The following is a 25,538-nucleotide window of genomic DNA, read 5'->3' on the forward strand; positions in this document are numbered from 1 at the left end:
TATTGAGATTTGAAGAGATTGCCACGCTCGCGACGGTTTGGAAACGCCAATGCCACTGCCTGCCTCCGGTGCCGACAAAATCGACGGCCTGCCGCCATTCAGTGGCTACAGGCGGGTCGATGGCCGCGCCGGAATCCGCAATTATGTGCTGATCCTGTGCATCAATGGTTTGGCGCTGCGTGTCAGCGAGCGAATCGCGGCGGGTCTCGAAGGCGCGCTTCTGGCCGCGACGAGCGCGGGCAGGGGGCACATCGAGCCGGACCTCGGCCTGCACCTTGATCAACTTGTCGGTCTCGGCCGCAATCCGAACGCCGCCGCCGTTCTGGTGGTCGGAGTGGATTCGGCGACGACCGAGATGGTCGCGGCCCGCATTTCGGCTTGCGGCAAGCCGGTCGCCAGCGTTTCCTTCGCCGAGCAGCATGAGGACATGCTGTCGGTCATGGGCGAGGGCATCAGGCGCGGCGCGGCGTTGCTGCGCGAGGCTTCGCGGATCCGGCGCGAGAACTTGCCCGGCGCGCAGCTGGTGGTCGGCATCGAATGCGGCCATTCCGACGCGACGTCGGGTCTGGTCAGCAATCCGGTCGTGGGGGCCGCGGTCGATCTTCTGGTTTCGCATGGCGGCACCGTCATTGTCGGTGAGACCGTCGAGTGGCTGGGGGCAGAACATATACTCGCGGCGCGCGCTCGCGATGCAACGGTGGCACGACAGATCCTGCAGGCCGTGGAGCGCAAGGAACGCTTCGCCGCCGCTTCCGGCCACAGCCTGACCGGCAACAATCCGGGCGAGGAGAATATACGCGGCGGGTTGAGCACGATCGAGGAGAAGTCCCTCGGTGCCCTGGCCAAGACGGGAACTTGCCGCATCGACGGCGTGCTCGGCATGGCCGAGCCGGTCACCGCCGGCGGCCTTTACCTCATGGACGGCCCGTCCTTCTCGCCGGAATCGATGACAGGCTTCGCCGCGGCCGGTGCCCAGATCATGCTGTTCACAACCGGGCCAGGCAACAGCACCGCGAGCGCGCTCGCGCCGACGATCAAGATCACGGCGCGGCGCGAGACGGCTCGCCGGCTGCCTGAGCAGATCGATTTCGACGCCAGCCCGGTTTCGGAGGGGATCGAAACCGTCGCCGAAGCGGCGAACCGGCTGCTGGCGACCATCCTCGATGTCGCCGGCGGCACCCTCACCTTCGGCGAGATTTTGGGGGAAGGGCTCGAAGTTCCGACCCGCGTGCGGGGCTCGTTGTGACGGCTATCTCCTCGAACGATGCCGGCCAAAGGACAATGCGCTTTGCGCGCCTGACCAGCCTGTTCGTGTATTTGCGCACGATGGGCCTGTTCGTCCTTGCCTGGTATGTCGGCTCGTTCTTCGTGCCTTCGAAGCTGCTCTTGCCGTCGCCGGTCGCGGTTGCGCTTGCGCTGCGCGATACGGCCCTCAACGGCGAACTGCTCGGCAATGCAGGGATCAGTCTGGCCCGTCTGCTGGCAAGCGTTGCGGCTGCCGCGGCGGTGGCGGTGCCGCTCGGGCTGCTGATGGGCCGCAGCCGGCTCTGGAACGATCTGCTCGAACTGCCGGTGGAGATCCTGCGGCCGATAGCCGGCATCGCATGGATACCGCTTGCGCTCTACATGTTCGGCATCGGCCATCGGCTGCCGCTGTTCATCATGTTCTATACCGCCTTCTTCCCGCTGCTGATCGGCACCGCCGCGGGCGCCGCCGCCGTCGACAGGCGGCTCGTCGCGGCGGCCAGCACGATGGGCCTGTCTGGGCGGGCGATCATGCGGCGCGTCATCGTTCCGGCGGCGCTGCCGGCGATCCTGGTCTCGGCACGGCTTGCGGTGGCGGCCTCGTGGACCGCCGTCGTCGCTGCCGAACTGGTAGGAGCGCCGAACGGCCTCGGCTACGCCATCGAATACTACCGCAGCATGCTGTCGACGCCGACGGTGATGGCTTTCATCGTCGCCATCGGCCTGCTCGGCTTCCTGACGGACAAGGGGTTGCGCTGGCTCTCTGATGTCTTGACACCGTGGGCGCGGACGGAGGTGGCGCGATGAACAGGTTTGCGCTTCGCCTCATCGTTCCGGTGCTGCTGCTGGTCGTCTGGGAAGCTCTCGCGTCCGGCTCCGCCCAGGCGCCACGCCCCAGCACGGTGGCCGAAACGGCCATTTCCATGCTGCGCGACGGCGATCTCGTGGCCGGTCTCGCCACCAGCCTCGGACGGGTCTTCGCCGGCTTCGCGGCGGCGGCCCTGTTGGCGATCCCGCTTGGCATCGCCATGGGCAGCATGCCGGCCGTCGAGCGCAATCTCGATCCGCTGGTCGAGACCTTCCGGCCGATAGCGGCACTTGCCATCCTGCCCCTGGTTATCCTCTGGTTGGGCTCGGGCTCCGGGGCAGCTGTCGCCATCGTTGCCTATGCCGCCTTCTTCCCGATCCTGATCAACACCATCTCGGGCGTGAAGCGTATCGAGCCCAGTCTGATGCGCGCCGCGCTGACCATGGGGCTGGCGCCGCTGACGCGGATGCGGGTGGTGCTGCTGCCGGCCGCCTTGCCATCCATTCTGGTCGGCATGCGCATCGGCCTCGGCATCGCCTGGACGGCGATCATTGCCGCCGAACTTGCGGTCGGCGCCAAGTCCGGCAGCAGCGGCGGCATCGGCCAGATGATGTTCGTCTTCTACGCCTATTCGATCAACCTCAACGGCATGGTGGTCTGCATGATCGCGGTCGGCATCGTGGCCTTCGCGCTCGACCGCATCCTGCGTGCCGCACTCGCCTTCGCCGTGCCGTGGAGCCAGCCATGAGCGATGCCAAGATCCGCCTCGACGGCGTCAGCAAATCCTTCGGGGAATCTGCCTCCGTGGTGGCGGTCGACAGCCTGTCGCTGGACATCAAGGCCGGCGAGTTCATGGCTATCGTCGGCCCATCCGGATGCGGCAAGACGACCGTTCTCAACATGCTCGCCGGCCTCGACAGGCCGACGTCGGGTACGATGAGCCTGAACGGCAGGCCGATCGAAGGACCGGGGGCCGAACGCGGCGTGATGTTCCAGGACTATGCCCTGTTTCCCTGGCGCACCGTGCGCGGCAATGTCGAGTTCGGATTGATCTATGGGCCGGCCGGGCGAGGGCTTTCGCCCGCGCAGCGCGCCGACCGCGTCAACCGCACCGTCGAAATGGTCGGCCTGACCGGCTCCGAGGACAAGTACCCGCACCAGCTATCGGGCGGCATGCGCCAGCGCGTGGCACTGGCGCGCCTGATGGCGAACGAGCCGGAAATCCTGCTGATGGACGAACCGCTAGCGGCGCTGGACGCGCAGACCCGCGTCATCCTGCAAGACGAATTGCTGCGCATCTGGGGGCAGGACCGCCCCGCTGCCGAGCGGCGGACGGTCGTCTTCATCACGCACGCCATAGACGAGGCGGTGTTCCTGGCCGACCGGGTCGCGGTGCTAAGCAGCCATCCGGGCCGCCTGAAGCAGGTCATCGACATCGACCTGCCCAGGCCACGCGGCGACGAGACGCGGCGCTCCGGCGATTTCGCCAGGCTCAGCCAATCGATCTGGGAACTGATCCGCGAAGAGGCTTACCGCGCAACGATGAACTGAAACGACAACAGGGAGAGGATTGTCATGAGGAAACTTCTGGAAACCGCATTCAACCGACGCGCAGTCCTGAGTGGTGCCGCGGCTGCCGCGCTGGCCATGCCATCGATCGTGCGGGCGCAGGACCGCAAGCCGGCCAAGGTCTCAATCGGCCGCCAGCCCTACGCGGCTGGCAACTCGCCGCTGACGCAACGCATGATCAACGAAAAGCTGCTCGAGAAGGCGGCCGCCGAACTCGGCTACGACCTGACAGTCGACTGGCGCGACTATCCTTCCGCGCTGCCGATGGTGGAGGCTTTCGTCTCCGGCGATCTCGACATCGGCATGTGGGGCAACACCCCGATCGTGCGGCTGCTTTCGCAGGCGCAGCCGATCAACATTCTCACCGTCGGTGAGGGCCACATGCGCATGGTGCTGGCGACCCGCAAGGGCTCCGCCATCAAGAACATCGGCGACCTCAAGGGCAAGACCGTCGGCGCGCTTGTCGGCGGCGACCCCTACAACGCGCTCTCGCAAATGCTGCTGCAGGAACTGGGCGACGCCGACCCGCGCGCCTTCGGCATCAACATCGTCAACACGCCGACCCAGGCCGTTGCCGCGTCCCTCCCGGAGGGCATGGACGCGTCGGTGGTGATCTACCCGGCCTTCCTCAAGGCGAATGCCGAAACCGGCCTCACCGGGATCATGAATTCGTTCGGCTATACCGAGGCCGGCTACAGCGGACCCGCGGGCGAGGGCGAAGGCCACATGCTGCCCGGCGTCAAGAAGTCGAAATTCTACCCCGACGGCTACTATTTGCACCGTTCCTTCTGGATCTGCAGCGACCGCATCGTCGGCGACGATGCCGCGCTCGGCCAGGCCTTCCTGACGGCCGCGCAACGCGCGCTTGCCGATCTCCAGAAGATCGACCCGCGGGAGATCTCGCAGTCGGTTGTCAAATATTGGGGGCTCGATCCTGCGCTGGGCGCCAAGGTCATCGGCGACGAGGTGCTTTTCCAGCGCGGCTGGATCTGGCCGACCGAAGGCGATGCGGCGGCAATCAGCCAAATCTCCCAGTTCATGGTTGCCGGCAAGATGATTCCTGAGGCGCTGAGCTGGGACCAGGTCAAGGCCGCCTTCGGCAAGGCGGCGCCGCTGCTTCAGAAAGCCTATGAGGGCACGGGCAAGGTGCCGGACGAAAGCGGCTTCACCGACAAGAATGCCAAGGATCTGCGTGGCCTGCCGGCATGGCAGCTCGACCAGTGGAAAGTGCCGTCCTGAGGAGTTCGGGCGGCACGCGCATTCAGAGTAATTCAGGGAAGGAAGTTGATCCATGACGTCAGTCGGTTTTGTCGGGCTTGGAACCATGGGCGCACCCATGGCCCGCAACGTGCTCAAGGCGGGACACGCGCTGACGGTCTTCGACCTCAATCCCGTGGCGGTGAAAAAACTCGTCGAGGCCGGCGCTCGGGCGGCGGCGTCGCCGCGCGAGGTTGCACAGCAATCGGAAATCGTCATCACCATGCTGCCGGATGCGCCTGATGTGGAGGCCGCCGTGCTCGGTGCGGACGGCATCGGTCATGGCCTCAGGGCCGGCAGCCTCTATATCGACATGAGCACGATCGACCCGCAGACCACCCAGCGTATCGGCGCATGGCTGGCGCAACGCGGCGTCGACATGATCGACAGCCCTGTTGGCAAGACGGTGGAGCACGCCATCGCCGGAACCTCGACGCTGATGATCGGCGGCGATGCCGCCGTGCTGGAGCGCGCGCGCCCGATCCTGTCGAGCATGGGGGCTGACCTCATCCATTGCGGCGGGCTCGGCATGGGGCAGGCAATGAAGCTCACCAACAACCTGCTGGCCAGCGTGCTGATAACGGCCAGCTCCGAGGCGCTGGTCGCCGGCGCCAAGGCGGGCCTGACGCTCGACACCATGATCAACGTGCTGAAGACGACGATGGCCTGGAACCAGCAATTGGCGGTGGCGATGCACAATCGCGCGCTCAAGGGCGACTTCGAGCCAGGCTTCATGGTCAAGCTTGCCCACAAGGATTGCCGGCTTGCCCTGGCGATGAACGACGCGCTCGGCGTCGAGACGCCGGTCGGGGGCGCCACGCTCGCCGTGCTCAGGGAGGCGATGGATGCTGGCATGGCGGGCAAGGATGTCGGCGCCGTGCTGAAGCTGCGCGAAGACGCGACCGGCGTCCAGGTCCGGCTTGCCGGCGCATGACCAAGCCTGGAGCCATAGTGCTGCACGCTGACGACGACGTGGCTGTCCTCGTGGAACCGGTCGAGGCAGGCGCCGAAGTGACGACGGGAGGCGCCCGCGAGGGGGTTGTCCTCAAGGCCGGCGCCGCGTTGCAAGCCGGTCATAAGCTGGCGTTGCACGACCTGGCCGCCGGCTCCACCATACGCAAATACGGCGAGGCGATCGGCCGCCTGACGGCTGCCGTGGCGGCCGGCGACCACGTCCACGTGCACAATCTGCAAAGCCTGCGCGGACGCTGACGCCGGGTCAGCACCCGAACAGGGCCAGACCTTATCGATCGACTATGGCCACGCCGTCCTCGCGGTTGCCTCCCGGCCGGTTCACTGCCACATATTGCAACATCATTCGTTCGATATGAGGTTCTTCATGTCCCCCGACAGCCGTCTGCCGGCACGTGCCCTTGCTCCTCGCCGCCATGACGAGATCCTGAGGCGCCTGAGCGTCCAGGGCTCCGTCAGCGTCGCCGAACTGGCCGGTTTCTTCGACGTCTCGCGCGAGACCATCCGCCGCGACCTGAAGCTGCTTTCTGACCAGGGACGGCTCGGCATCGTGCACGGCGGCGCCGCTCGCTTCGAGCCGAGCGAGCCGGCAATGGGCCTGCGCAGCCGGGAGAATGCGCCTGGCAAGGCGGCCATCGGCAGGGCGGCGGCCGGCCTCGTTAGCAGCGGTATGGTGGTCTTCCTCGATTCCGGCACCACCACCTTGGCCGTCGCGCAGGCCATGAATGATCTGCGCGATCTCACCATATGCACGGCCAGCCTGAAGATTGCACTGCATCTGTGCCATGTGCCCGGCATGCGTGTGCACATACTGGGCGGTGAAGTCGACCCGGGCGAGGAGGCCGCTTCCGGCATCAATGCGCTGGATGCAATGGCGCGCTTTCGCGTCGACATCGCCTTTCTCGGCGGCGGCGCGCTATCGCCGGATGGCGAAGTGACCGATTTCACCAGGGCCGGCGCCGAGCAGCGCGGCCGCATGATCGCGCTCGCCGGCAAGACCTATTTCGTCCTCGACAGCAGCAAGTTCGGCAAGCTGACGCCGCTGAGGATTCCGAACTTCGACCGCACCGCCGGCGTTATCGTCGACGCCCGGCCGCAACCTGCGCTTGCCGACGCGCTTTTACAAAAAGGGCCGGAACTGATCATCGCATCTTGATGTGATATTTTGTGGCTTTTTGACTTGATATTTGACTTTCCTGTGTTAGCTTGCCGACCATCCCTCAAGATGGCGGAACCCTCATGGCACATGAATTTCCAACGCAGGCACGCGTCGTGATCGTCGGCGGCGGCATCATCGGCTGCTCCGTCGCCTATCACCTGACGAAGCTCGGCTGGGCCGACGTCGTCCTTCTCGAGCAGGGTCAGCTCAGCGGCGGCACCACCTGGCATGCGGCGGGTCTGGTCGGGCAATTGCGCAGCCATTCCAACATGACCAGCCTGATCAGGTACTCCACTCAGCTCTATGGCGAACTGGAGGCCGAGACCGGTCTCGCGACCGGCTGGAAGAATTGCGGCTCGCTGTCGGTGGCGCGCACCGCCGACCGCATGACGGTGCTGAAGCGTACGGCTGCGTCGGCGCGCGCCCAAGGCGTTGAGATCGACGTCATCTCGCCGAGCGAAGCCGGCGATCTGTGGCCGGTCATGGCGACGGACGATCTGGTCGGCGCGGTCTGGCTGCCTGGCGACGGCAAGGCCAATCCGACCGATCTCACGCAATCGCTCGCCAAGGGCGCGCGCAATCGCGGCGCGAGGATATTCGAGCGCGTCAAGGTCACCGGCATCACGGTGAGAAACGGCGTCGCCTGCGGTGTCGAGACCGACCGTGGCGACATCGTCGCCGAGATCGTCGTCAACTGCGCCGGCCAGTGGGCGCGTAAGGTCGGGCTGATGTGCGGCGTCTCGGTGCCGCTGCATTCGGCCGAGCATATGTACATCGTCACGGGCCGGATCGAGGGTGTGCATCCGGGCCTGCCCGTCATGCGCGATCCGGACGGCTTCATCTATTTCAAGGAAGAGGTCGGCGGGCTGGTCATGGGCGGCTTCGAACCGCATGCCAAGCCGTGGGGCATGAACGGCATCCCCGAGAATTTCGAGTTCGCGCTGCTGCCGGACGATTGGGATCAGTTCGAGATTCTGATGGAAAACGCGCTGGTGCGCGTGCCGCAACTGGCGCAAGCCGAGGTCAAGAAGTTCTACAACGGTCCCGAAAGCTTTACGCCCGACAACAATTTTCTCCTCGGCGAGGCGCCGGAGCTGAAGAATTTCTATGTTGGCGCCGGCTTTAACTCGATGGGCATCGCCAGCGCCGGCGGTGCCGGCAAGGCGCTGGCCGAGTGGATCGTCAACGGCGCGCCGACCATGGATTTGTGGCCTGTCGATATCAGGCGCTTCGCCGCCTTCAACAACAATCCGCGCTGGCTGCATGATCGCGTCAAGGAGACGCTCGGTTTGCATTACGCCATGCCGTGGCCGAACCGCGAGCTGGACACCGCCCGACCCTTCCGCCGCTCGCCGCTCTACGACCGGCTGGCCGCCAGGGGCGCCTGCTTCGGTTCCAAGATGGGCTGGGAGCGCGCCAACTGGTTCGCGGCCCCGGGAGAGAGGGCCGGGAACGATTATGCCTTCGGCCGCCAGAACTGGCATGAGGCAGTCAAGCGCGAAATGAAGGCGACGCGCGAGGCTGTTGCCGTATTCGACCAGACCTCTTTCGCCAAGCTTCTCGTGCAGGGCCGCGACGCCTGTGCCCTGCTCAACCGCATCTGCGCCGGCAATGTCGATGTACCGGTCGGTACATCCGTTTACACGGGCGTGCTCAACGCGCGCGGCGGGTACGAAAGCGATCTCACCGTAATGCGACTTGGTGCGCAAAAATTCCTCATCGTCACCGGTTCGGCGCAAGCGGTCCACGACGCCGACTGGATCGCCAGGAACATCCCACCGGACGCACATGCCATCGTGACCGACGTCACCTCGTCCTACGCGGTGCTGGCGCTGATGGGGCCGCGCTCGCGCGATCTCCTGGGCAAATTGTCGTCGGCCGATCTTTCCAACGCCGGCTTCCCCTTCGCCACCATCCGCGAGATCGATATCGGCTACGCTACCGCCTACGCCAACCGCATGACCTATGTCGGCGAGCTCGGCTGGGAGCTGATCGTGCCGACGGAATTCGCCGTCGGCGTCTACGAGGCGCTGCACGAGGCTGGCGGCGAATTCGGCCTCCTGGACGCCGGCTACTACGCGCTTGATGCCTTGCGCATCGAAAAGGGTTTTCGCGCCTGGGGCCGTGAGTTGACGCCTGACATTACCCCCTGGCAGGCGGGGCTTGGCTTCGCCGTCGCCATGGACAAACCGGGTGGCTTCATCGGCCGTGACGCGCTGGTCGAGGCCAAGCCGTCGACGGCGCCAGCAAAACGCATCGTACTGTTCACGCTCGACCATGCCGAGCCGATGCTGTGGGGCGGCGAGCTGATCCTGCGCGACGGCAAGCCCGTCGGCGAGGTCCGCTCGGCCGCCTACGGTCACACGCTTGGCCGCTCGGTGGCGCTCGGGCTGATCGAGAACGAGACGGGCGTCGACGCTGCGTTTCTGGCTAGCGGCCGTTTCGAGATCGATCTTGCCGGCGTTCGCCACGCGGCCACGGCACATTTGCGCACCCCTTACGATCCGAAGTCGGAACGGGTGAAAGCGGATGTGGAGGAGATCAGGGCCGCCGCCTAATCCGCCGACATCGAACGCGCCATGTCGAGGAAGGCGCGCACCAGCTTGCCGCCGCTGCGTTCGCGCAGGCAGATCAGCGCTTCGTCCATCAACGTCTCAGGCGCGTCGAGCGCGATCGCAACCAGCCGCGAATCCTGGCCGAATTCGGCCGCCGAGACAAAGCCGATGCCGGCACCCGAGGCGACGATCTCGCGGACGGCTTCACGGCCTTCGGCCTCGATCACCGGCCTGAGTTCGACCTTCGATGCCGCGGCCAGATCCTCGAGCTTCTGGCGCGTCTTGGAGCCGCGCTCCCGCATGACCAGCGATTCCTGCGCGAGTTGCTTGAGGCTCAATGATTTCTTGCCCGACAGCGGATGATCGACGGACGCAAAAGCGATGATCGGCGTCGAATTGAGTTTCAGCACCTCGAAGTCGCGTCCGGTCGGCACCTCGCCCAGCACGCCGATGTCGGCATCATAGCTGTAGAGGCTGCTGATTACCGTCTCGGTGTTGCCGGCGCGCAGCGAAACCTGGACGCCGGGATAGCGCGCGCGAAAACTGCCGAGGATGTGAAGCAGATGATGCGCGGCGTCGGCGACGATGCGCAGCGTGCCGGAGCGCAGGGCGCGCGATTCCGTCAGTAGCTCGAGCGCCTGCTGCTCGGTGTCGAACATGCGGCGGGTAATTTCGAGCAGCTTCTGGCCCGAATGGGTCAGCGTGACCTGCTTCTTGTTCCGGTTGAACAGCAGCACGTCATATTCTTCCTCGAGCTTGCGCACCTGGTCCGAAATTGCCGGCTGCGTCAGGAACAGCGCTTCCGCGGCACGTGAAAACCCGCCTGATATCGCCACCTGGTGAAAGGCTCGCAATTGAACGTAGCGCATGTTCTCACCTTTCTAGATCCGAGTTCCGGCCGCCAACCTATCATAAGCCTCGCAGGCAAAAAGGCATGAAGGAACGATTCTTCTTATATCTGGGGATGATCGCCCACGGTCACGCACGCGTCATGGATACCACGCAGGCTGCGCTCGGCTGGAGGCGCGATTATCCCGCCGGGCAATAATTCGACTGCAAGCCAGATCATCGGGTGAGCTTATACATCAATACAAAATAACGATTTTACAAATACGTCGTTCCAGCCAAGAATGGCCCCACATAAAAAGCAGCGGAGGACACTATGCTCGCCGAGACGAAATTTGCCGCGGAGCCGTTGGCCGGTCCGGCGCTGGGCGAGCCATACCTGCTGACGCCCGGGCCGCTCACCACCTCCTATCCGGTCAAGCAGGCGATGCTGCGCGACTGGGGATCCTGGGACGGCGATTTCCGCGCCATGACGTCAGACATGCGCCGCCGCCTGCTGGCGCTGACCGGCGATGCGAAAGGCGAATTCGACTGTGTGCCGATGCAAGGCAGCGGCTCCTTCTGCGTCGAGGCGATGCTGGGTTCGTTCGTGCCGAAGGACGGCAAGGTTCTGGTCCTGGCCAATGGCGCCTACGGCCTGCGCGCGGCCCAGACCATGCAGTATCTCGGCCGCGCCTATACGCTGGTCGACAAGGGCGACTACCTGCCGCCGCGCGGCGACGAGGTGGCCGCCGCCCTCGAGGCCGATCCTGCCATCACGCATGTGATCGCCATCCATTGCGAGACCAGTTCCGGCATCCTCAACCCCGTCGCCGAGATTGCCGAGGCCGTCCATGCCAAGGGCCGCAAGCTGCTGGTCGATTCCATGAGCGCCTTCGGCGCCATCGCGCTCGACGTGAACGAGATCCGCTACGAGGCGATGGTCTCGTCCGCCAACAAGTGCATCGAGGGCGCGCCGGGCTTCGGCTTCATCATCGCCCGCAAGAGCGAATTGGAAGCCGCCAAGGGCCGCAGCCATTCGCTGTCGCTCGACGTCCATGCGCAGTGGGCGCATATGAACAAGACCGGGCAGTGGCGCTACACTCCGCCGACCCATGTCGTCGCCGCCTTCCTCGAAGCGCTTCGCCAGCACGAGGCCGAGGGCGGCGTTGCCGGCCGCGGCGCCCGCTACACCAGGAACCGCGACGTGATGGTGGCCGGCATGCGCGAGCTCGGCTTCGAGACTTTGCTCAGGGATCGCTGGCTGTCGCCGATCATCGTCACCTTCTTCAACCCGGCCCACGCCAACTTCGCCTTCGACCGCTTCTACGAGCTGATGAAGGACAAGGGCTTCATCATCTATCCGGGCAAGCTGACCGTCGTCGATAGCTTCCGTATCGGCTGCATCGGCCAGATGGACGAACATGTCATGCGCCGCGTCGTAGAGGCGGCGGCGCAGTCGCTGAAGGAGATGGACGTCGACACCGCCGCTCCTCCCGCCGCGGCAATCGCCGAGCGCGCCAAACTCGCCGCCTGAAGCGGCAGAATTTTTGAGGATTTCGATGAACCAGATGTCTCCCATCAACGTCGCGGTCAACGGCCGCACCTACGCCTGGCCACGTGTGCCGGCCATCGCCATCTGCCTCGACGGCTGCGAGCCGGCCTATCTCGACGAAGCCATCAAGGCCGGGCTGACGCCGGCGCTGGAGAAGATCAAGCAGAAAGGCACGGTGCGTTTTGCGCATTCTGTCATTCCGAGCTTCACCAACCCCAACAATCTGTCGATCGCCACAGGCCGCCCGCCGTCGGTGCACGGCATTTGCGGCAACTACCTCTACGAGCGCGAAACCGGCAAGGAAGTGATGATGAACGACCCGCGCTTCCTGCGCGCGCCCACCATTTTTCAAGCCTTCTACGACGCCGGCGCCAAGGTCGCCGTGGTCACCGCCAAGGACAAATTGCGTGCACTGCTCGGCAAGGGCCTCGCCTTCGACGACGGCCGCGCGCTGTGCTTCTCGGCGGAAAAATCCGACACCACTACCAAGGCCGAGCACGGCATCGACAATGCCTCGAAGCACTTTGGGCTGCCGGTGCCGGAAGTCTATTCGGCCGAGCTGTCGGAATTCGTCTTCGCCGCCGGCGTCCAACTGCTGAAGGCATTCCGCCCCGACATCATGTACCTGACCACCACCGACTATGTGCAGCACAAATACGCGCCCGGCGTGCCGCAGGCCAACGCCTTCTACGAGATGTTCGACAAGTACCTGGCCGAGCTTGATGCGCTGGGCGCGGCAATCGTGGTGACCGCCGACCACGGCATGAAGCCCAAGCACAAGCAGGATGGTTCGCCTGACGTCGTCTATGTCCAGGACCTGCTCGACGAATGGCTGGGCAAGGATGCCGCGCGCGTCATCCTGCCGATCACAGATCCCTATGTCGTGCATCACGGCGCGCTAGGCTCGTTCGCCACCGCCTACCTTCCTGACGGCGCCGATCAGGCCGACATCATGGCGCGGCTGGCGAAGATCGACGGCATCATGTTGGTTGTCGACAGCCCGACCGCCTGCGAGCGTTTCGAACTGCCGGCCGACCGCATCGGCGACATCGTGCTGATCTCGACGCAGAACAAGACCATCGGCACCTCGGAACACCGTCACGACCTGGCAGCCCTCAACGAGCCGCTGCGCTCGCATGGCGGGCTGACCGAGCAGGAGGTTCCGTTCATCGTCAACCGCGTGCTGGCCGATTTGCCTGATGAGCCCGTGCTGAGGAACTTCGACGCGTTCTACTACGCGACGATGGCGGCCGCGCTCGCGTGACGGATGGGTCGGGTGCCGGTGTCGCCTCCAAGATGGCGCTGGTCGACCCCACTCCGCCTCGCTCCGCTCGGCACCTCTCCCCGATCGACGGGGGAGAGGAAAGGCGCCAAGCCTGGGGCGCTGACCTCACCTGATTTCCTCTCCCCCGTCGATCGGGGGAGAGGTGGCCCGAAGGGCCGGAGTGGGGGTCGACCCTCGCCGCGACGTACCCAAGAATCTGCTGGAGCAGAGCACATGACCCAACTCGACCCTGCCATCAAAGTTCGCCACGAGCCGATGCGCATCGCCGGCAAGAAGGTTGATGCCGACGACGTTGTCGAGGTGCGCTATCCCTGGAACGACACCGTTATCGGCACCGTGCCTGCCGGCCGCGCCGAGCATGCCCGCCAGGCCTTCGAGATCGCCGCCGGCTACAGGTCGAAGCTGACGCGCTACGAGCGCCAGCAGATCCTGTTCCGCACGGCGGAAAAACTCGCGTCGCGCCGGGAAGAAATCTCTGATCTCATCACGCTCGAGCTCGGCATCTCCAAGACGGATTCGCTCTATGAGGTCGGCCGCGCCTATGACGTGTTCACATTGTCGGCGCAGATGTGCATCCAGGATGACGGCCAGATCTTCTCCTGCGATCTCACCCCGCACGGCAAAGCGCGCAAGATCTTCACCACGCGCGAGCCGCTGAAGGCGATCTCGGCGATCACCCCGTTCAACCATCCGCTCAACATGGTCTCGCACAAGGTGGCGCCGGCGATCGCCACCAACAATTGCGTGGTGGTCAAACCGACCGAACTGACGCCGATGACGGCGCTGCTTTTGGCCGACATCCTCTACGAAGCCGGCCTGCCGCCGGAAATGCTCTCGGTGGTGACCGGCTGGCCGGCCGACATCGGCAACGAGATGATCACCAACGACAACATCGACCTGATCACCTTTACCGGCGGCGTGCCGGTCGGCAAGATGATCGCCCGCACAGCCGGCTACAAGCGCCAGGTGCTGGAGCTCGGCGGCAACGATCCGCTGATCATCCTCAACGATCTCTCGGACGACGATCTGGCCAGGGCCGCCGATCTCGCCGTCGCCGGCGCCACGAAGAACTCCGGCCAGCGCTGCACGGCGGTCAAGCGCATCCTCGTCCAGGAAAGCATCGCCGACCGCTTCGTGCCGCTGGTGCTGGAGCGGGCCCGAAAGATCCGCTTCGGCGACCCGATGGACCGCACGACCGATCTCGGCACCGTCGTGCACGAGAAGGCGGCGGCACTCTTCGAAGCTCGTGTCCACATGGCCGCCGGGCAGGGCGCCGAAATCCTCTACAATCCGGGCCGGCAAGGCGCGCTGCTGCCGCCGATCGTCGTCGATCGCGTGCCGCACACATCCGAACTGGTGATGGAAGAGACGTTTGGGCCGATCATCCCGATCGTGCGCGCACCGGACGATGACGAGGCGCTGATCAGGCTGTCCAACTCGACCGCCTTCGGCTTGTCCTCGGGCGTCTGCACCAACTCGTTCCCCCGCATACAGAAATACATTGCCGGCCTTCAGGTCGGCACCGTCAACATCTGGGAAGTGCCGGGCTACCGCATCGAGATGTCGCCCTTCGGCGGGATCAAGGACAGTGGCAATGGCTACAAGGAAGGCGTCATCGAGGCGATGAAGAGCTACACCAATGTGAAGACGTTTTCGCTGCCCTGGTCCTGACCGGACCACTCGGCTGACAGAACAACAGAGGGAGCGTTCCACGCTCCCTCATTCGCGTTTCGGAGAGGGTTATGGTCGCGATCAAAGAGCTTGTCCATACCGAGGGTGATTCCAACACCACGGCGGCCCGCAGCCGCTGGGATTCCGGCCAGGATGATCCGCGCATCCGCGGGCTGCTTGACCGCGACGCTTCGGCCTTCATGCACCAGAGCCTGTCCAGCCCCTGTCTTTCGACGATTGCCAAGGCCGAAGGCATCTGGATCGAGGACACCGCCGGCCGCCGTTTTATGGATTTCCACGGCAACAGCGTGCACCATCTCGGCTATGGCCATCCGAAGCTGGTCGCCGCGATCAAGAAACAGCTCGACGATCTCTGTTTTGCGCCGCGCCGCTTCACCTGCGAACCCGCTGTCGAACTGGCCGAGAAATTGGCCGAGCTGGCGCCCCGCGATCTCGGCAAGGTGCTGTTCACGACAGGCGGTTCCGACGCCATCGAGGTGGCGCTGAAGATCGCGCGCGCCGCGACCGGTCGCTTCAAGACGGTTTCGTTCTGGGATGCCTTTCATGGCGCCGGCTTCGGTGCCGCAAGCGTCGGCGGCGAAGCGACCTTCCGTTCCCATATCGCTGGCCCGATGATGACCGGCACCGAACATGTCGCGCCTTGGGACGGCTACCGCTGTCCTTACGGCCACGGCACCCTGGAAGCCTCCGGGCTCGCCTGCGCCAACATGATCGCCTATGTGCTCGGTCGCGAACAGGATGTGGCCGCGGTCGTCGCCGAGCCGATGCGGGCGACGCCCAACCCGCCGCCGCCCGGTTTCTGGAATCGGGTGCGCGAGGCCTGCGACCGGCACGGCACGCTGCTGATCTTCGACGAGATCCCGACCGGTCTTGGCAAGACCGGAAAATTCTTCGCCCATGAGCATGACGGCGTGACGCCGGACATCGTCGTTCTCGGCAAGTCGCTCGGCGGCGGCATCCTGCCGATCGCCGCTGTCATCGCCCGCCGCGATCTCGACGTCACCGGCGGTTTTGCCATCGGTCACTACACCCACGAGAAGAATCCGGTGACGACGCGCGCGGCGCTGACGACGATCGATATCATCCTGGAGGAAGGACTGGTCGAGCGTGCGGCCGAGCTTGGCCGGCATATGCTGGGACGCATGCAGGATCTGATGGGGCGCTCGCCTCATATCGGAGATGTCAGGGGCAGGGGATTGATGGTCGGCGTCGAACTCGTCGAGGACCGTACCTCGCGCCAGCCCGCGCGCGATCTTGCCGAACGCGTCTTCTATGCCTGCCTGGAACGGGGGCTGAGCTTCAAGGTCAGCCACGGCAACGTGCTGACGCTGTCGCCGCCGCTGGTGATTTCGAAAGCCGATCTCGACCGTGCGCTCGATATCGTCGAACGCGCCGTGCTGACGGCCTTACCGTGAAGGCCGTCCGTACCGACCGCGAGCTCGAATGCCCAGGCATCGATGCCGGCTTGCGGGCAAGGGGTGTCGAGCTGGTGACGCTGCCGGACGGCATTTCCGAGGCGGAGCTCAAAGCCGCGGTCGCCGACGCCGATCTGCTCTTGATGTGCTACACGCCAGTCACTGCGGAGGTGATCGACGCGGCGCCGAGGTTGAAGGGCATCATCAAATATGGCGTCGGTATCGACGCCATCGATATCCCCGCTGCCATGCGGCGCGGTATCCCCGTCGTCAACGTGCCCGAATATGCCGAGGAAACCGTCGCCGAAGGTGCTTTCGCCATGATGGTCGCGCTGGCCAAGCGGCTGCCCGCCATCACCGCGGCGGTATCGCGCGATGGCTGGATCTGGCCCGAGCCGCGCTGGCTGGGACGCGACATTTCAGGCGCCACGCTTGGGATCGTCGGTTGTGGCAAAATTGGCCGCAGCATGGCGCGCATGGCCGGCCAGGGATTTCATGCGCGGCTTCTTGGCTTCGATCCCGGTGTCGACGCCGAAACGATGCGCGCGGCCGGCATCGAAAAAGCCGACGACCTCCAGGCAATGCTTCGCGCCTGCGACTTCGTCTCAATCCATTGCGTGCTGAACGACAGCACGCGCGGCCTGATCGGCAAGGCTGAACTCGCCTGCCTCAAGCCTTCCGCCATCATCGTCAACGTCTCGCGCGGCGCGCTCATCGACGAGGCGGCCCTTGTCGAGGCGATCGTTTCCGAGCGCATCGGCGGCGCCGGGCTCGACGTCTATTCGGTCGAGCCGCTGGCCAAGTCGGGCCATCCGATGGGCGCGCTTTTCGGCCGCGACGACGTCATCCTGTTCCCGCACCTCACCTTCTTTACGCATCAGGCGATGCGCCGGCTCGAGGACGACACGCTCGCGCGCTGCTTTGAGATTCTCGACGGCCGGCCGGTGATCGTGCGCTCGTCCGACCCGCGGTTGCGGGCGCAGACTTCTGGCGTTTCATTCGTCTGATCATCACCTGCTCAAACGCTTCGACGGCCTGCCCTGAGCAGGCCGAAATATGTTCGCGACATGACTGCGACGGTTCCATGACAACTATCAGATGAAGTTTGCCTGTCATAAAATAAATAGATTTTACTTATCGATTCCCAATCCCCAGAGTTGTCCATAACGACGACGCTGCCGGTACTAATCGAAGCAGAAGCAGCCGGCGCCGTCGCCACAGTGCATCGCAGAATGTGCCATCAATCAAAAAGGGGAACTGGACATGAAATCACGCAACGCAACCACGGTCGCGGCTTTCGCCGCGTTGCTGGCGTCGGCTGCCCTCATCGGACCGGCGATGGCAGATGGCGTCGTCACCATCTACTCCGCCGATGGCCTGCATGACGGCAACGGCAGCTGGTTCGAAACCGAGTTCGCCGCCTTCACCAAGGCCACCGGCATAAAAGTGCAGTATATCGAGGCTGGTTCGGGCGGTGTCGTTGAGCGTGTCGCCAAGGAGAAGTCGAACCCGCAAGCGGACGTGCTGGTGACATTGCCGCCCTTCGTGCAGCGCGCCGCCGCCGGCGGCCTGCTGCAGGATTACAAGCCCGAAGGGGCGGACCAGATCGACGGCGGCACCGACAAATACCGGCCGCTGGTCAACAACTACATGAACTTCATCTACAACAGCGCCGTGCTTTCGGAAGCGCCGAAGAGCTACGACGATCTGCTGGACCCGAAATTCAAGGGCAAGATCCAATACTCGACGCCCGGCCAGGCCGGCGACGGCACCGCTGTCATGCTGCAGATCATCCATGCCTTCGGCGGCGAGGATGCAGGTTTCGAGTTCATGAGGAAATTGCAGGACAACAATGTCGGCCCCTCCGCTTCGACCGGCAAGCTGACGGCGCTGGTCAACAAGGGCGAGCTGCATGTCGCCAACGGCGATTTGCAGATGAACATGTCGCAAATGGCCGACAATCCCAACATCAAGGTGTTCTGGCCGGCGGGGCCTGACGGCGTGCGCTCCACCTTTGCGCTGCCCTATGAGATCGGCCTGGTAACCGGCGCGCCCAATGCCGACAACGGCAAGAAGCTGATCGACTTCCTGCTCTCAAAGGAAGCTCAGTCGAAGGTCAGTTCCGTGGCTCTTGGCCTGCCGGCCCGCAAGGATGTGACGCCGAACGACGCCAATTTCGCGAAGGCGCAAGAGGCAATGAAGGGCCTGACCATCTGGTCGCCGAACTGGGATGACGCTCTGGCCAAGCTGCCCGACTACGTCAAGCGGTGGAACGAAGCGACCGGAAGTTGATCCCTGCCAATCCGGAGGACCATGCCATGTCGGCCGCCGCTTTTACTGGGACCAGTGTCATGGACATCGACGCCGCGAAGGTTCGCGGCGCCGGCTCCAACGTCCATTTCGACAAGGTCGTTGTCGCCTATGGCGCGCATGTCGTTCTGCATCCGCTGACCCTGGATATTGCTCCCGGCGAGATCCTGGCGATGATCGGCCCGTCCGGCTCCGGCAAGACCACCGCCTTGCGGGCGGTGGCCGGCTTCGTGCGGCCGAGAAGCGGACGAATCCGCATTGGCGCGACGGATGTGACCGATCTGCCGCCTTATGAGCGTGGGCTCGGCATGGTGGTCCAGAACTACGCGCTGTTTCCGCATATGCGGGTCGAGGACAACGTCGCCTTCGGCCTCAGGGCTCAGGGCGCCGACAAGGCGCTGATCGCCGAGCGGGTCAAGGATGCGCTCGGCACCGTCGGCATGGCTGCCTATGCAGCACGTTATCCGCGCGAGCTTTCCGGCGGCCAGCAGCAGCGTGTCGCGATTGCGCGCGCTCTTGCCGTGCGGCCCCGCGTGCTGCTGCTTGACGAGCCGCTTTCGGCGCTGGACGCACAGATCCGCCGCAATATGGTCGAGGAGATCGCCAGGCTGCACCGCAGCCTGCCGGGCCTGACGATCCTCTATGTCACTCACGACCAGACAGAGGCGCTCACCCTCGCCGACAAGATCGCCATCATGCGCGACGGCTCGGTCTGTTCGCATGGACCGACGACCGAGCTCTATCGCCGCCCGCCCAACCGCTTCACCGCCGAGTTCCTCGGCCGCGCCAATCTCCTGCCGGTCACCATTGCCGAGGCTGCCGGCTCCAAGGGTTTTGCCGCGGCAAGGCATGGCGACGCGGTGCTGATGGGCACCGGCCGTGACGAGAAGGCCGGCGACAAGAGCCTGCTTTGTATCAGGCCCCAGCACCTCAGCCTGACGGCCGATGGCGACCATACCAATCGCATTGTCGGCACGCTCCTGGAGGTGCACTGGCAAGGCGAACTCACCCATCTCGTGCTCGATGTCGACGGCACGACGGTGCGCGTCTCGGCGACGAGACTGCCGATGGCCCTGCCGGAACCCGGCGCCAAGGTGCCGCTGTTCTTCGCGCCCACCGACACCTCGCTCGTTCCGGAAGACGCCGGTGTCTCGAGGCTGTCGCTATCGCCTCGCCAGCGGTCAGGAGAGAGCCTGGCAGATTCTGGATCGTGCCGCCGGCCGCACTCCTGGCCCTGCTGTTCTTCTATCCGCTGGCGCTCATCGCCCGGCAGGCCTTCCTGGACGACAGCGGCGTTGCCAATGTCGCCGAAGTGATCCGCGTCCTGCATTCGCGCTTCTTCCTCAACGCGCTGATCAACACGGTGACGATTTCGGTTACCGCGACTGCCGGGTGCCTGATCGTCGGTCTCGTGCTGGCACTGATCCTGGCCTTCGTTCCGTTCCCCGGCAGCGGCTTCATTGCCAGGCTGATCGACACCTTCATCGCATTGCCGACCTTCCTGGTGACGCTCGCCTTCACCTTTCTCTACGGCTCCGCAGGCATGCTCAACGCAGGGCTGATGGAGACCTTTTCACTGCCGTCGCCGCCCGTCGATTTCCTCTATTCGAGCTGGGGCGTGGTGCTGGCCGAGGTCACTGTCTACACGCCGTTCATCCTACGGCCGCTGCTTGCCGCCTTCTCGCTGGTGGACCGCGGCCAGATCGAAGCGGCAAGCGTGCTCGGCGCGCGGTCGTTCCGCATCGTGCGCCAAATCATCCTGCCGGCCGCCATTCCGGCACTCATTGCCGGCGGGAGCCTCTGCCTGCTGCTCACCGTCAACGAGTTCGGCATCGTGCTGTTCATCGGCGCCAAGGGGGTCATCACGCTGCCGCTGCTGATCTATGGCAAGGCGATCCAGGAATCGGCCTATCAGGTCGCCTGCATCATCGCCCTGATCAACATCGCGCTGTCGCTCGGCCTGTTCGGGCTCTATCGTTTCGCAGCCGGCCGGCTGGGGGTCTAGCCATGCTGGTCTGGTCCCGCTCCGGTCGCCTCGTTCTGTGGCTCCTCTTCGCGCTGATCTTCGGTGTGCTGTTCCTGGCGCCGCTTGCGGTCATTCTCCTGTCCAGCCTTGCCGGCCAGTGGAACGGGGTGCTGCCGAGCAGCCTGACGACGGAACACTACAGCGACGTCTTGCATGGCGCGGCCGGCGATGCGGTCAAGGCGAGCCTTCTCACCGGTTTTGCAGCCAGCGCGCTGGCGCTGGTCAGCGGCACCTGGGCGGCGCTGTCGCTGCGGGTCCAGGGGCATGCGCAGCGGCGCCTGCTCGGCCTGTTGTTCTTCATCCCCAGCGCCGTGCCTTCGGTCTCCGTCGGCCTTGGCCTGCTGGTCGCCTTCAGCCATCCGCCGCTGCTGCTCAACGGTACGATCGCGATCGTCATGATCGCGCACTTCGTGCTGATATCGGCCTTCACCTTCGGCAATGTGTCGGCCGGACTGGCGCGGCTCTCGCCCGACTTCGAGCAGGTGGCATCGAGCCTCGGCGCGCGGCCGGCCTACCGCCTCTGGCACGTCACCTTGCCTCTGCTCGCACCCTATCTGGTCGCAGCGTTCGGGCTCAGCTTCGCACTGTCGATGGGTGAACTCGGCGCCACCGTGATGGTCTATCCACCGGGTTGGGTGACGCTGCCGGTGTCGATCTTCAGCCTCACCGACCGAGGCGACATCTTTGCGGGAGCAGCGCTCACCATGATCCTGGTGATGGCGACCCTGGCGCTGCTGCTCGGTCTGGAGCGCATCACCGCGCGCGCCACCGGATCGTAGCGCTGCCTCAGCCGGGTTTGCGTTCGACGATGTAGATGTGATCCGCGGCCAACACCACTTCGTCGCGCTGGTTGATCACCTCGCAGCGTTCGATGACCCGGCCCGCGGCCGGCCGCTTCGGATCGTCCTGCTTGGCTGCGATGGTGGTGCGCGTGCGGATCGTGTCGCCGATGAACACCGGCTTGATGAAACGCAGCCGATCATAGCCATAGGAGAAGGCAACGGGATTGACGACGCTTGCCGTCAGTCCGATGCCGACCGAGAACACCAGCGTGCCGTGCGCGATGCGCTGGCCGAACGGCGTCGTCTTCATGAACTCGGCGTCCATGTGGTGCGGAAAGAAATCGCCGGTGTGGCCGGCATGGACGACGAAATCGGTCTCGGTAATGGTGCGGCCGCTGGTCAGCCGCGAGGAGCCGATCTCGTAGTCTTCGAAATAAATTATCTGTTCCATGTCCTGCCTTACGGCTTTTCGGCCAGCGGCGTCGCCGGCGCCGCGCTCGATTTATAGGCGGCTTCCACCAGCGCCATCGTGCTCCAGGCGTCCTCGACCGAGCTGACCAGCTCGTCGTCTTCTCCGCAAGCAAAGCGCTGGACATTGGCCATGCGCCCGACAAAGGCATCGGGGAACCATTCGCCGGCGAGTGGCACGGCAATCCAATCCGTCCCGCCTTTCGGGTATATTTCCAGGACATCCGGTTCGCCGCGGGGATAGTCAAGATTGAGGCCGAGTTTGAGATAGGCCGCGCCCTCAGTGCCGCAAATGCGGAATTCGCAGGCCTGGTGCCGGCGCCCGAACTTGTGGTCATGGTTGATCGACAGCGCGCAGCGCACGGTGTCGCCATAGTCGAGGATGGCGCTGGTGCGCGTCTGAGCCACGGTATGGTTGGGGTGGCCGAGCGTCTTGGCGTGCACCCCTTTGGGTTCGCCCAGCAATTGCCTGACGAGGTCGAGATAGTGGATCGAATGCATCGCGATCTCGACGCGCGGCGCCTTGAGCAGGAATTCCCACAGTTCCCAAGGTGTCGCCAGCGCCAGCCAGGCATCGAAGTCGACGACCTCGCCGAGCCATCCCTTGGCGATGGCGTCCTTGAGCGCCAGCATCATCGGCGCGAAACGCAATTGGAAATTCACCGCAGCCTTGAGCTTCCTGGCGCGGCAGATTTCGAGGATTTCGGTTGCCTCGCCGAGATAGTTGCCCATCGGCTTCTGGATCAGTGCGACCGCCCCCTCGGGAAGCGCCTTCAGGATCTCGGCATGCCGACCGGGCGGTGTCGCGAGATCAAAGATCGCATCGTTGATTCCGGCGGCTTCTTCCACGGAACGGAATGCGGTGACACCCCATTTCTCGGCCAGGGTCCGCGCCTTGGCCTGGTCCGGATCATAAAGGCCGGCAATCGGAAACTTAGCTTTCCGGTAGGCGGGAAAATGGGCATCGCCGACAATCGAACCTGCGCCAAAGGTGACGATCGGCCGAGGCTTTGTAGGCTTGGGCCAGGACTGGATGAGTGAGGCAGGGTCGAAACCGCCTTCAGCCATGATGGAAGACCTCGTCCATCGAAGCCCACCATTCGCCCTCCTTGCGGGTCGCCAGCGGCTCCTGGCAAGGCATGCAGAGGGCCCACCATTCCTGCGTCTTCGGGTCTGCCGCCATCTTGGCCATGTCGGCGGCATAGTCGGTGCCATGGTATTCGAAATAGGCAAACAGCAGGTTCTCCGGCCGCTTCAGGTAGATCGAATAGTTCTTGATGTTGCAGGCCGAGATCATGGCCAGCACGTCGGGCCAGACGGCGGCATGGAGGCGCACATATTCCTCGACCTCTTCCGGCTTCAGTCCCAGAACCATTCCCATCCGCTGCATGTTCGTTCCCCTATTTCGTGATCGCCGTGGTGAATTCGGCGATGCTCATGGCCTTGACCGCGTCCCAGTCCCAATCGATGCCGATGCCGGGCTCGTCGGGTGCCAGCGCCTGTCCATCCTCGATGCGCATGCGCTTGCCGGTCAACTGGTCAAGCTGCGGAATGTACTCGACATACCGGCCGTTCTGAACAGCGCAGGTGAGGCTGACATGCAATTCCATCAGGAAATGCGGGCAGACCGGAATGTCGAAGGCCTCCGCCGCATGCGCCACCTTTAGCCAGGGTGTGATGCCGCCAATGCGGCCGACATCGACCTGCACGATCGAACAGGCGCCTTTCTGCATGTATTCGCGGAAATGCCTGATGGAATACAGCGACTCGCCGACGGCAAGCGGCGTCTGCGTCGAGTTCGACAGCCTGACATGCCCATCGATGTCGTCGGCCGGCAGCGGCTCCTCGATCCAGGCGAGGTCGAGTTCACTGAGCCTCGCTGCGCGGCGGATCGCTTCGTCGACGGAGAATCCCTGATTGGCGTCGGTCATGATCTCGTAGCCGTCGCCCACCGCCTTGCGCACCGCCGCCAGCCGCGCCAGATCTTCCGATCCGTGCGGTTTGCCGATCTTCACCTTCGAGCCGCGAAATCCCTTGGCCTTCGCGGCCAGCGCGTCATCGACCAGCGCCTGCGTCTCGATGTGCAGCCAGCCGCCCTCCGTCGTGTAGAGCGGGCAGCGGTCCTTGGCGCCGCCCGCCAGCTTCCACAGCGGCAGACCTTGCTTCTTCGCCCGCAGGTCCCAAAGCGCGGTGTCGATCGCCGCGATCGCGATGGCCGTGATCGCGCCGATCGTGGTGGCGTGTGTGGCGAATTCGAGATCGTGCCAGATCGCCTCGATCATGTCGGGGTCGCGGCCGATCAGGCGCGGCGCCAGATGGTCGGACAAGAGCCGCATCACGGACGAGCCGCCGGTGCCGATCGTGTAGCTGTAGCCGGTGCCGACGGCGCCGTCGGAATCGGTGATCGTGACGAGAGGCGTTTCCTGGCTGACGAAACTCTGGATCGCGTCCGTGCGCTTGACCTTCGGCACAAGGTCCACCATCCGCAGTTCTATCTTTTCGATCGTGGCCATGTCGTCAGCTCCGCAATGACTTTCCCGTGTCGGCGGCAAACAGGTGCGCCTGCGACAGGTCGAGGCTCATGGCCACCCGCTCGCCCGATCTCAAAGCTCTTGGGTTCAGCATGCGCGAAACCCAGTCTGCGCCATTGAACTCGACGAACACCAGCGTCTCGTTGCCGAGTGGTTCGGTGACCGTGATCGGCAATTCGATTTGGTGGACGTCGGCCGCATCACCGGAACTGATACCATGGCCGGTCGGGTAGATGTCGTCGGGCCGCAACCCGAACACCACCTTGTTACCCCTGGCGACATTGGCTTTGAATTGGCTAGGCAATGGCAGCTTTTCGCCGCTGGCGAAAACCAAGTGGCCGTCATCGATCGTCGCCTCGTGCAGGTTCATCGGCGGCGAGCCGATGAAGCCCGCGACGAACCGCGTCGCCGGCCGTCGGAACACCTCGTCTGGGGTGCCGACCTGTTCGATATGGCCGTCGCGCATGATGACGATGCGATCGGCAAGCGTCATCGCCTCGACCTGGTCATGGGTGACATAGATCACCGTGGACCGCACCTTGGCGTGCAGCTTCTTGATTTCGGTCCGCATCTGCGTGCGCAGTTTGGCGTCGAGATTTGAAAGCGGCTCATCGAACAGGAACACGTCGGGATCGCGTACGATGGCGCGGCCCATGGCGACGCGCTGGCGCTGGCCGCCGGAAAGTTGCGACGGTCGGCGGTCGAGCAGCGTGTCGAGGCCGAGGATGGCCGAGGCTTCGGCGACGCGGCGCTCCATATCCTCCTTGGCGGCCCCGGCAATCTTCAGGGAGAAGCCGAGGTTCTCGCGCACCGTCATGTGGGGATAAAGCGCGTAGGACTGGAACACCATCGAGATGTTGCGCGAACGCGGCGGCAAATCGTTGACGACGCGGCCGCCGATCTCGATCGAGCCGGCGCTGATCTCTTCCAGCCCTGCGATCATCCTGAGCGTCGTCGACTTGCCGCAGCCGGAGGGGCCGACCAGCGCGATGAATTCGCGGTCCGCGATGTCCAGGTCGATGCCGTGCACGATCCCGACATTGCCGTAGCGCTTGGTCAGCTTTTGGAGGGAAACCGTTGCCAT

Annotated in this window: 24 protein-coding genes; 18 read left to right on the forward strand and 6 right to left on the reverse strand. The window is 64.5% G+C overall.

All coding sequences use genetic code 11. The features are described 5' to 3' along the window. Positions 1-49 precede the first annotated feature (49 nt). The 9 genes from ACIU1A_RS04595 to ACIU1A_RS04635 all read left to right on the forward strand — a co-directional run bounded on the left by ACIU1A_RS04595 (position 50) and on the right by ACIU1A_RS04635 (position 9,568). Complete coding sequence (locus ACIU1A_RS04595) at positions 50-1,246, forward strand: UxaA family hydrolase (protein ID WP_140497563.1); 1,197 nt, start codon at positions 50-52, stop codon at positions 1,244-1,246. 35 nt (positions 1,247-1,281) lie between these two features. After that, positions 1,282-2,052 carry an ABC transporter permease gene (locus ACIU1A_RS04600; RefSeq protein ID WP_140555620.1) on the forward strand — a complete coding sequence of 257 codons (771 nt, stop codon included), beginning with the start codon at positions 1,282-1,284 and terminating at the stop codon, positions 2,050-2,052. Further along, positions 2,049-2,801, forward strand: a complete 753-nt coding sequence (locus ACIU1A_RS04605; protein WP_140583911.1) for an ABC transporter permease — start codon at positions 2,049-2,051, stop codon at positions 2,799-2,801. Before ACIU1A_RS04600 ends, ACIU1A_RS04605 begins: the two co-directional genes overlap by 4 nt. Further along, on the forward strand, positions 2,798-3,604 hold the full coding sequence (locus ACIU1A_RS04610; protein WP_140547458.1) for an ABC transporter ATP-binding protein: 807 nt from the start codon (positions 2,798-2,800) through the stop codon (positions 3,602-3,604). The genes ACIU1A_RS04605 and ACIU1A_RS04610 overlap by 4 nt, the downstream gene beginning before the upstream one ends. A 24-nt stretch (positions 3,605-3,628) precedes the next feature. After that, positions 3,629-4,861, forward strand: a complete 1,233-nt coding sequence (locus ACIU1A_RS04615) for an ABC transporter substrate-binding protein (protein ID WP_140497572.1) — start codon at positions 3,629-3,631, stop codon at positions 4,859-4,861. Between the two features lie 52 nt (positions 4,862-4,913). Beyond that, positions 4,914-5,813 carry an NAD(P)-dependent oxidoreductase gene (locus tag ACIU1A_RS04620; protein WP_140497574.1) on the forward strand — a complete coding sequence of 300 codons (900 nt, stop codon included), beginning with the start codon at positions 4,914-4,916 and terminating at the stop codon, positions 5,811-5,813. Then, positions 5,810-6,091 (forward strand): UxaA family hydrolase, encoded by a 282-nt coding sequence (locus ACIU1A_RS04625; RefSeq protein WP_404926721.1) that lies wholly within the window; start codon positions 5,810-5,812, stop codon positions 6,089-6,091. Before ACIU1A_RS04620 ends, ACIU1A_RS04625 begins: the two co-directional genes overlap by 4 nt. A 127-nt stretch (positions 6,092-6,218) precedes the next feature. After that, a complete protein-coding gene (locus tag ACIU1A_RS04630) occupies positions 6,219-7,007 on the forward strand; it encodes a DeoR/GlpR family DNA-binding transcription regulator (protein WP_404926722.1) in 789 nt (262 codons plus the stop codon). Between the two features lie 83 nt (positions 7,008-7,090). Then, positions 7,091-9,568, forward strand: a complete 2,478-nt coding sequence (locus tag ACIU1A_RS04635; RefSeq protein WP_404926723.1) for an FAD-dependent oxidoreductase — start codon at positions 7,091-7,093, stop codon at positions 9,566-9,568. Here ACIU1A_RS04635 and ACIU1A_RS04640 read toward each other — a convergent pair. Further along, positions 9,565-10,434, reverse strand: a complete 870-nt coding sequence (locus tag ACIU1A_RS04640; protein ID WP_404926724.1) for a LysR substrate-binding domain-containing protein — start codon at positions 10,432-10,434, stop codon at positions 9,565-9,567. The genes ACIU1A_RS04635 and ACIU1A_RS04640 overlap by 4 nt on opposite strands. Positions 10,435-10,727: 293 nt before the next feature. Here ACIU1A_RS04640 and ACIU1A_RS04645 point away from each other — a divergent pair, with 293 nt between their 5' ends. The 9 genes from ACIU1A_RS04645 (at position 10,728) to ACIU1A_RS04685 (ending at position 21,452) form a co-directional block, all read left to right on the forward strand. Next, positions 10,728-11,927, forward strand: coding sequence for a 2-aminoethylphosphonate--pyruvate transaminase (locus ACIU1A_RS04645; RefSeq protein WP_404926725.1), 1,200 nt, complete (start codon positions 10,728-10,730; stop codon positions 11,925-11,927). A 25-nt stretch (positions 11,928-11,952) separates the two neighbouring features. Further along, the gene (phnA, locus tag ACIU1A_RS04650) at positions 11,953-13,209 is read left to right on the forward strand and encodes a phosphonoacetate hydrolase (RefSeq protein WP_404926726.1); all 1,257 of its coding nucleotides are present in this window, start codon (positions 11,953-11,955) and stop codon (positions 13,207-13,209) included. A 234-nt stretch (positions 13,210-13,443) separates the two neighbouring features. Continuing rightward, a complete protein-coding gene (gene phnY / locus ACIU1A_RS04655) occupies positions 13,444-14,901 on the forward strand; it encodes a phosphonoacetaldehyde dehydrogenase (protein ID WP_140564383.1) in 1,458 nt (485 codons plus the stop codon). 71 nt (positions 14,902-14,972) lie between these two features. Further along, positions 14,973-16,337 (forward strand): aspartate aminotransferase family protein, encoded by a 1,365-nt coding sequence (locus tag ACIU1A_RS04660; RefSeq protein WP_404926727.1) that lies wholly within the window; start codon positions 14,973-14,975, stop codon positions 16,335-16,337. After that, a complete protein-coding gene (locus ACIU1A_RS04665; protein ID WP_404926728.1) occupies positions 16,334-17,344 on the forward strand; it encodes an NAD(P)-dependent oxidoreductase in 1,011 nt (336 codons plus the stop codon). The genes ACIU1A_RS04660 and ACIU1A_RS04665 overlap by 4 nt, the downstream gene beginning before the upstream one ends. Before the next feature lie 256 nt (positions 17,345-17,600). Beyond that, positions 17,601-18,629, forward strand: a complete 1,029-nt coding sequence (locus tag ACIU1A_RS04670; RefSeq protein ID WP_140497593.1) for a 2-aminoethylphosphonate ABC transporter substrate-binding protein — start codon at positions 17,601-17,603, stop codon at positions 18,627-18,629. Positions 18,630-18,688: 59 nt separating this feature from the next. Beyond that, complete coding sequence (locus tag ACIU1A_RS04675) at positions 18,689-19,963, forward strand: ABC transporter ATP-binding protein (protein ID WP_404926729.1); 1,275 nt, start codon at positions 18,689-18,691, stop codon at positions 19,961-19,963. Beyond that, positions 19,858-20,652 (forward strand): 2-aminoethylphosphonate ABC transporter permease subunit, encoded by a 795-nt coding sequence (locus tag ACIU1A_RS04680; protein ID WP_404926730.1) that lies wholly within the window; start codon positions 19,858-19,860, stop codon positions 20,650-20,652. Before ACIU1A_RS04675 ends, ACIU1A_RS04680 begins: the two co-directional genes overlap by 106 nt. A gap of 2 nt (positions 20,653-20,654) precedes the next feature. Further along, positions 20,655-21,452, forward strand: coding sequence for an ABC transporter permease subunit (locus tag ACIU1A_RS04685; protein ID WP_404926731.1), 798 nt, complete (start codon positions 20,655-20,657; stop codon positions 21,450-21,452). A gap of 7 nt (positions 21,453-21,459) precedes the next feature. Here the strand turns inward: ACIU1A_RS04685 and ACIU1A_RS04690 are convergent, their stop codons facing one another. Genes ACIU1A_RS04690 through ACIU1A_RS04710 form a run of 5 tightly spaced genes read right to left on the reverse strand, consistent with a single transcriptional unit; the run spans position 21,460 to position 25,538 of the window. Beyond that, complete coding sequence (locus ACIU1A_RS04690) at positions 21,460-21,906, reverse strand: MaoC/PaaZ C-terminal domain-containing protein (RefSeq protein WP_140562340.1); 447 nt, start codon at positions 21,904-21,906, stop codon at positions 21,460-21,462. Between the two features lie 8 nt (positions 21,907-21,914). Then, positions 21,915-22,991, reverse strand: a complete 1,077-nt coding sequence (locus ACIU1A_RS04695) for a Gfo/Idh/MocA family protein (protein WP_404926732.1) — start codon at positions 22,989-22,991, stop codon at positions 21,915-21,917. After that, positions 22,984-23,313, reverse strand: coding sequence for an L-rhamnose mutarotase (locus ACIU1A_RS04700; RefSeq protein ID WP_404926733.1), 330 nt, complete (start codon positions 23,311-23,313; stop codon positions 22,984-22,986). Before ACIU1A_RS04700 ends, ACIU1A_RS04695 begins: the two co-directional genes overlap by 8 nt. Positions 23,314-23,323: 10 nt before the next feature. Next, the gene (locus ACIU1A_RS04705; protein WP_404926734.1) at positions 23,324-24,436 is read right to left on the reverse strand and encodes a mandelate racemase/muconate lactonizing enzyme family protein; all 1,113 of its coding nucleotides are present in this window, start codon (positions 24,434-24,436) and stop codon (positions 23,324-23,326) included. A gap of 4 nt (positions 24,437-24,440) precedes the next feature. Further along, a complete protein-coding gene (locus ACIU1A_RS04710; protein ID WP_404926735.1) occupies positions 24,441-25,538 on the reverse strand; it encodes an ABC transporter ATP-binding protein in 1,098 nt (365 codons plus the stop codon).

The sequence above is a fragment of the Mesorhizobium maamorense genome (assembly GCF_044998965.1).
In the GTDB taxonomy this organism is placed as follows: Bacteria; Pseudomonadota; Alphaproteobacteria; order Rhizobiales; family Rhizobiaceae; genus Mesorhizobium.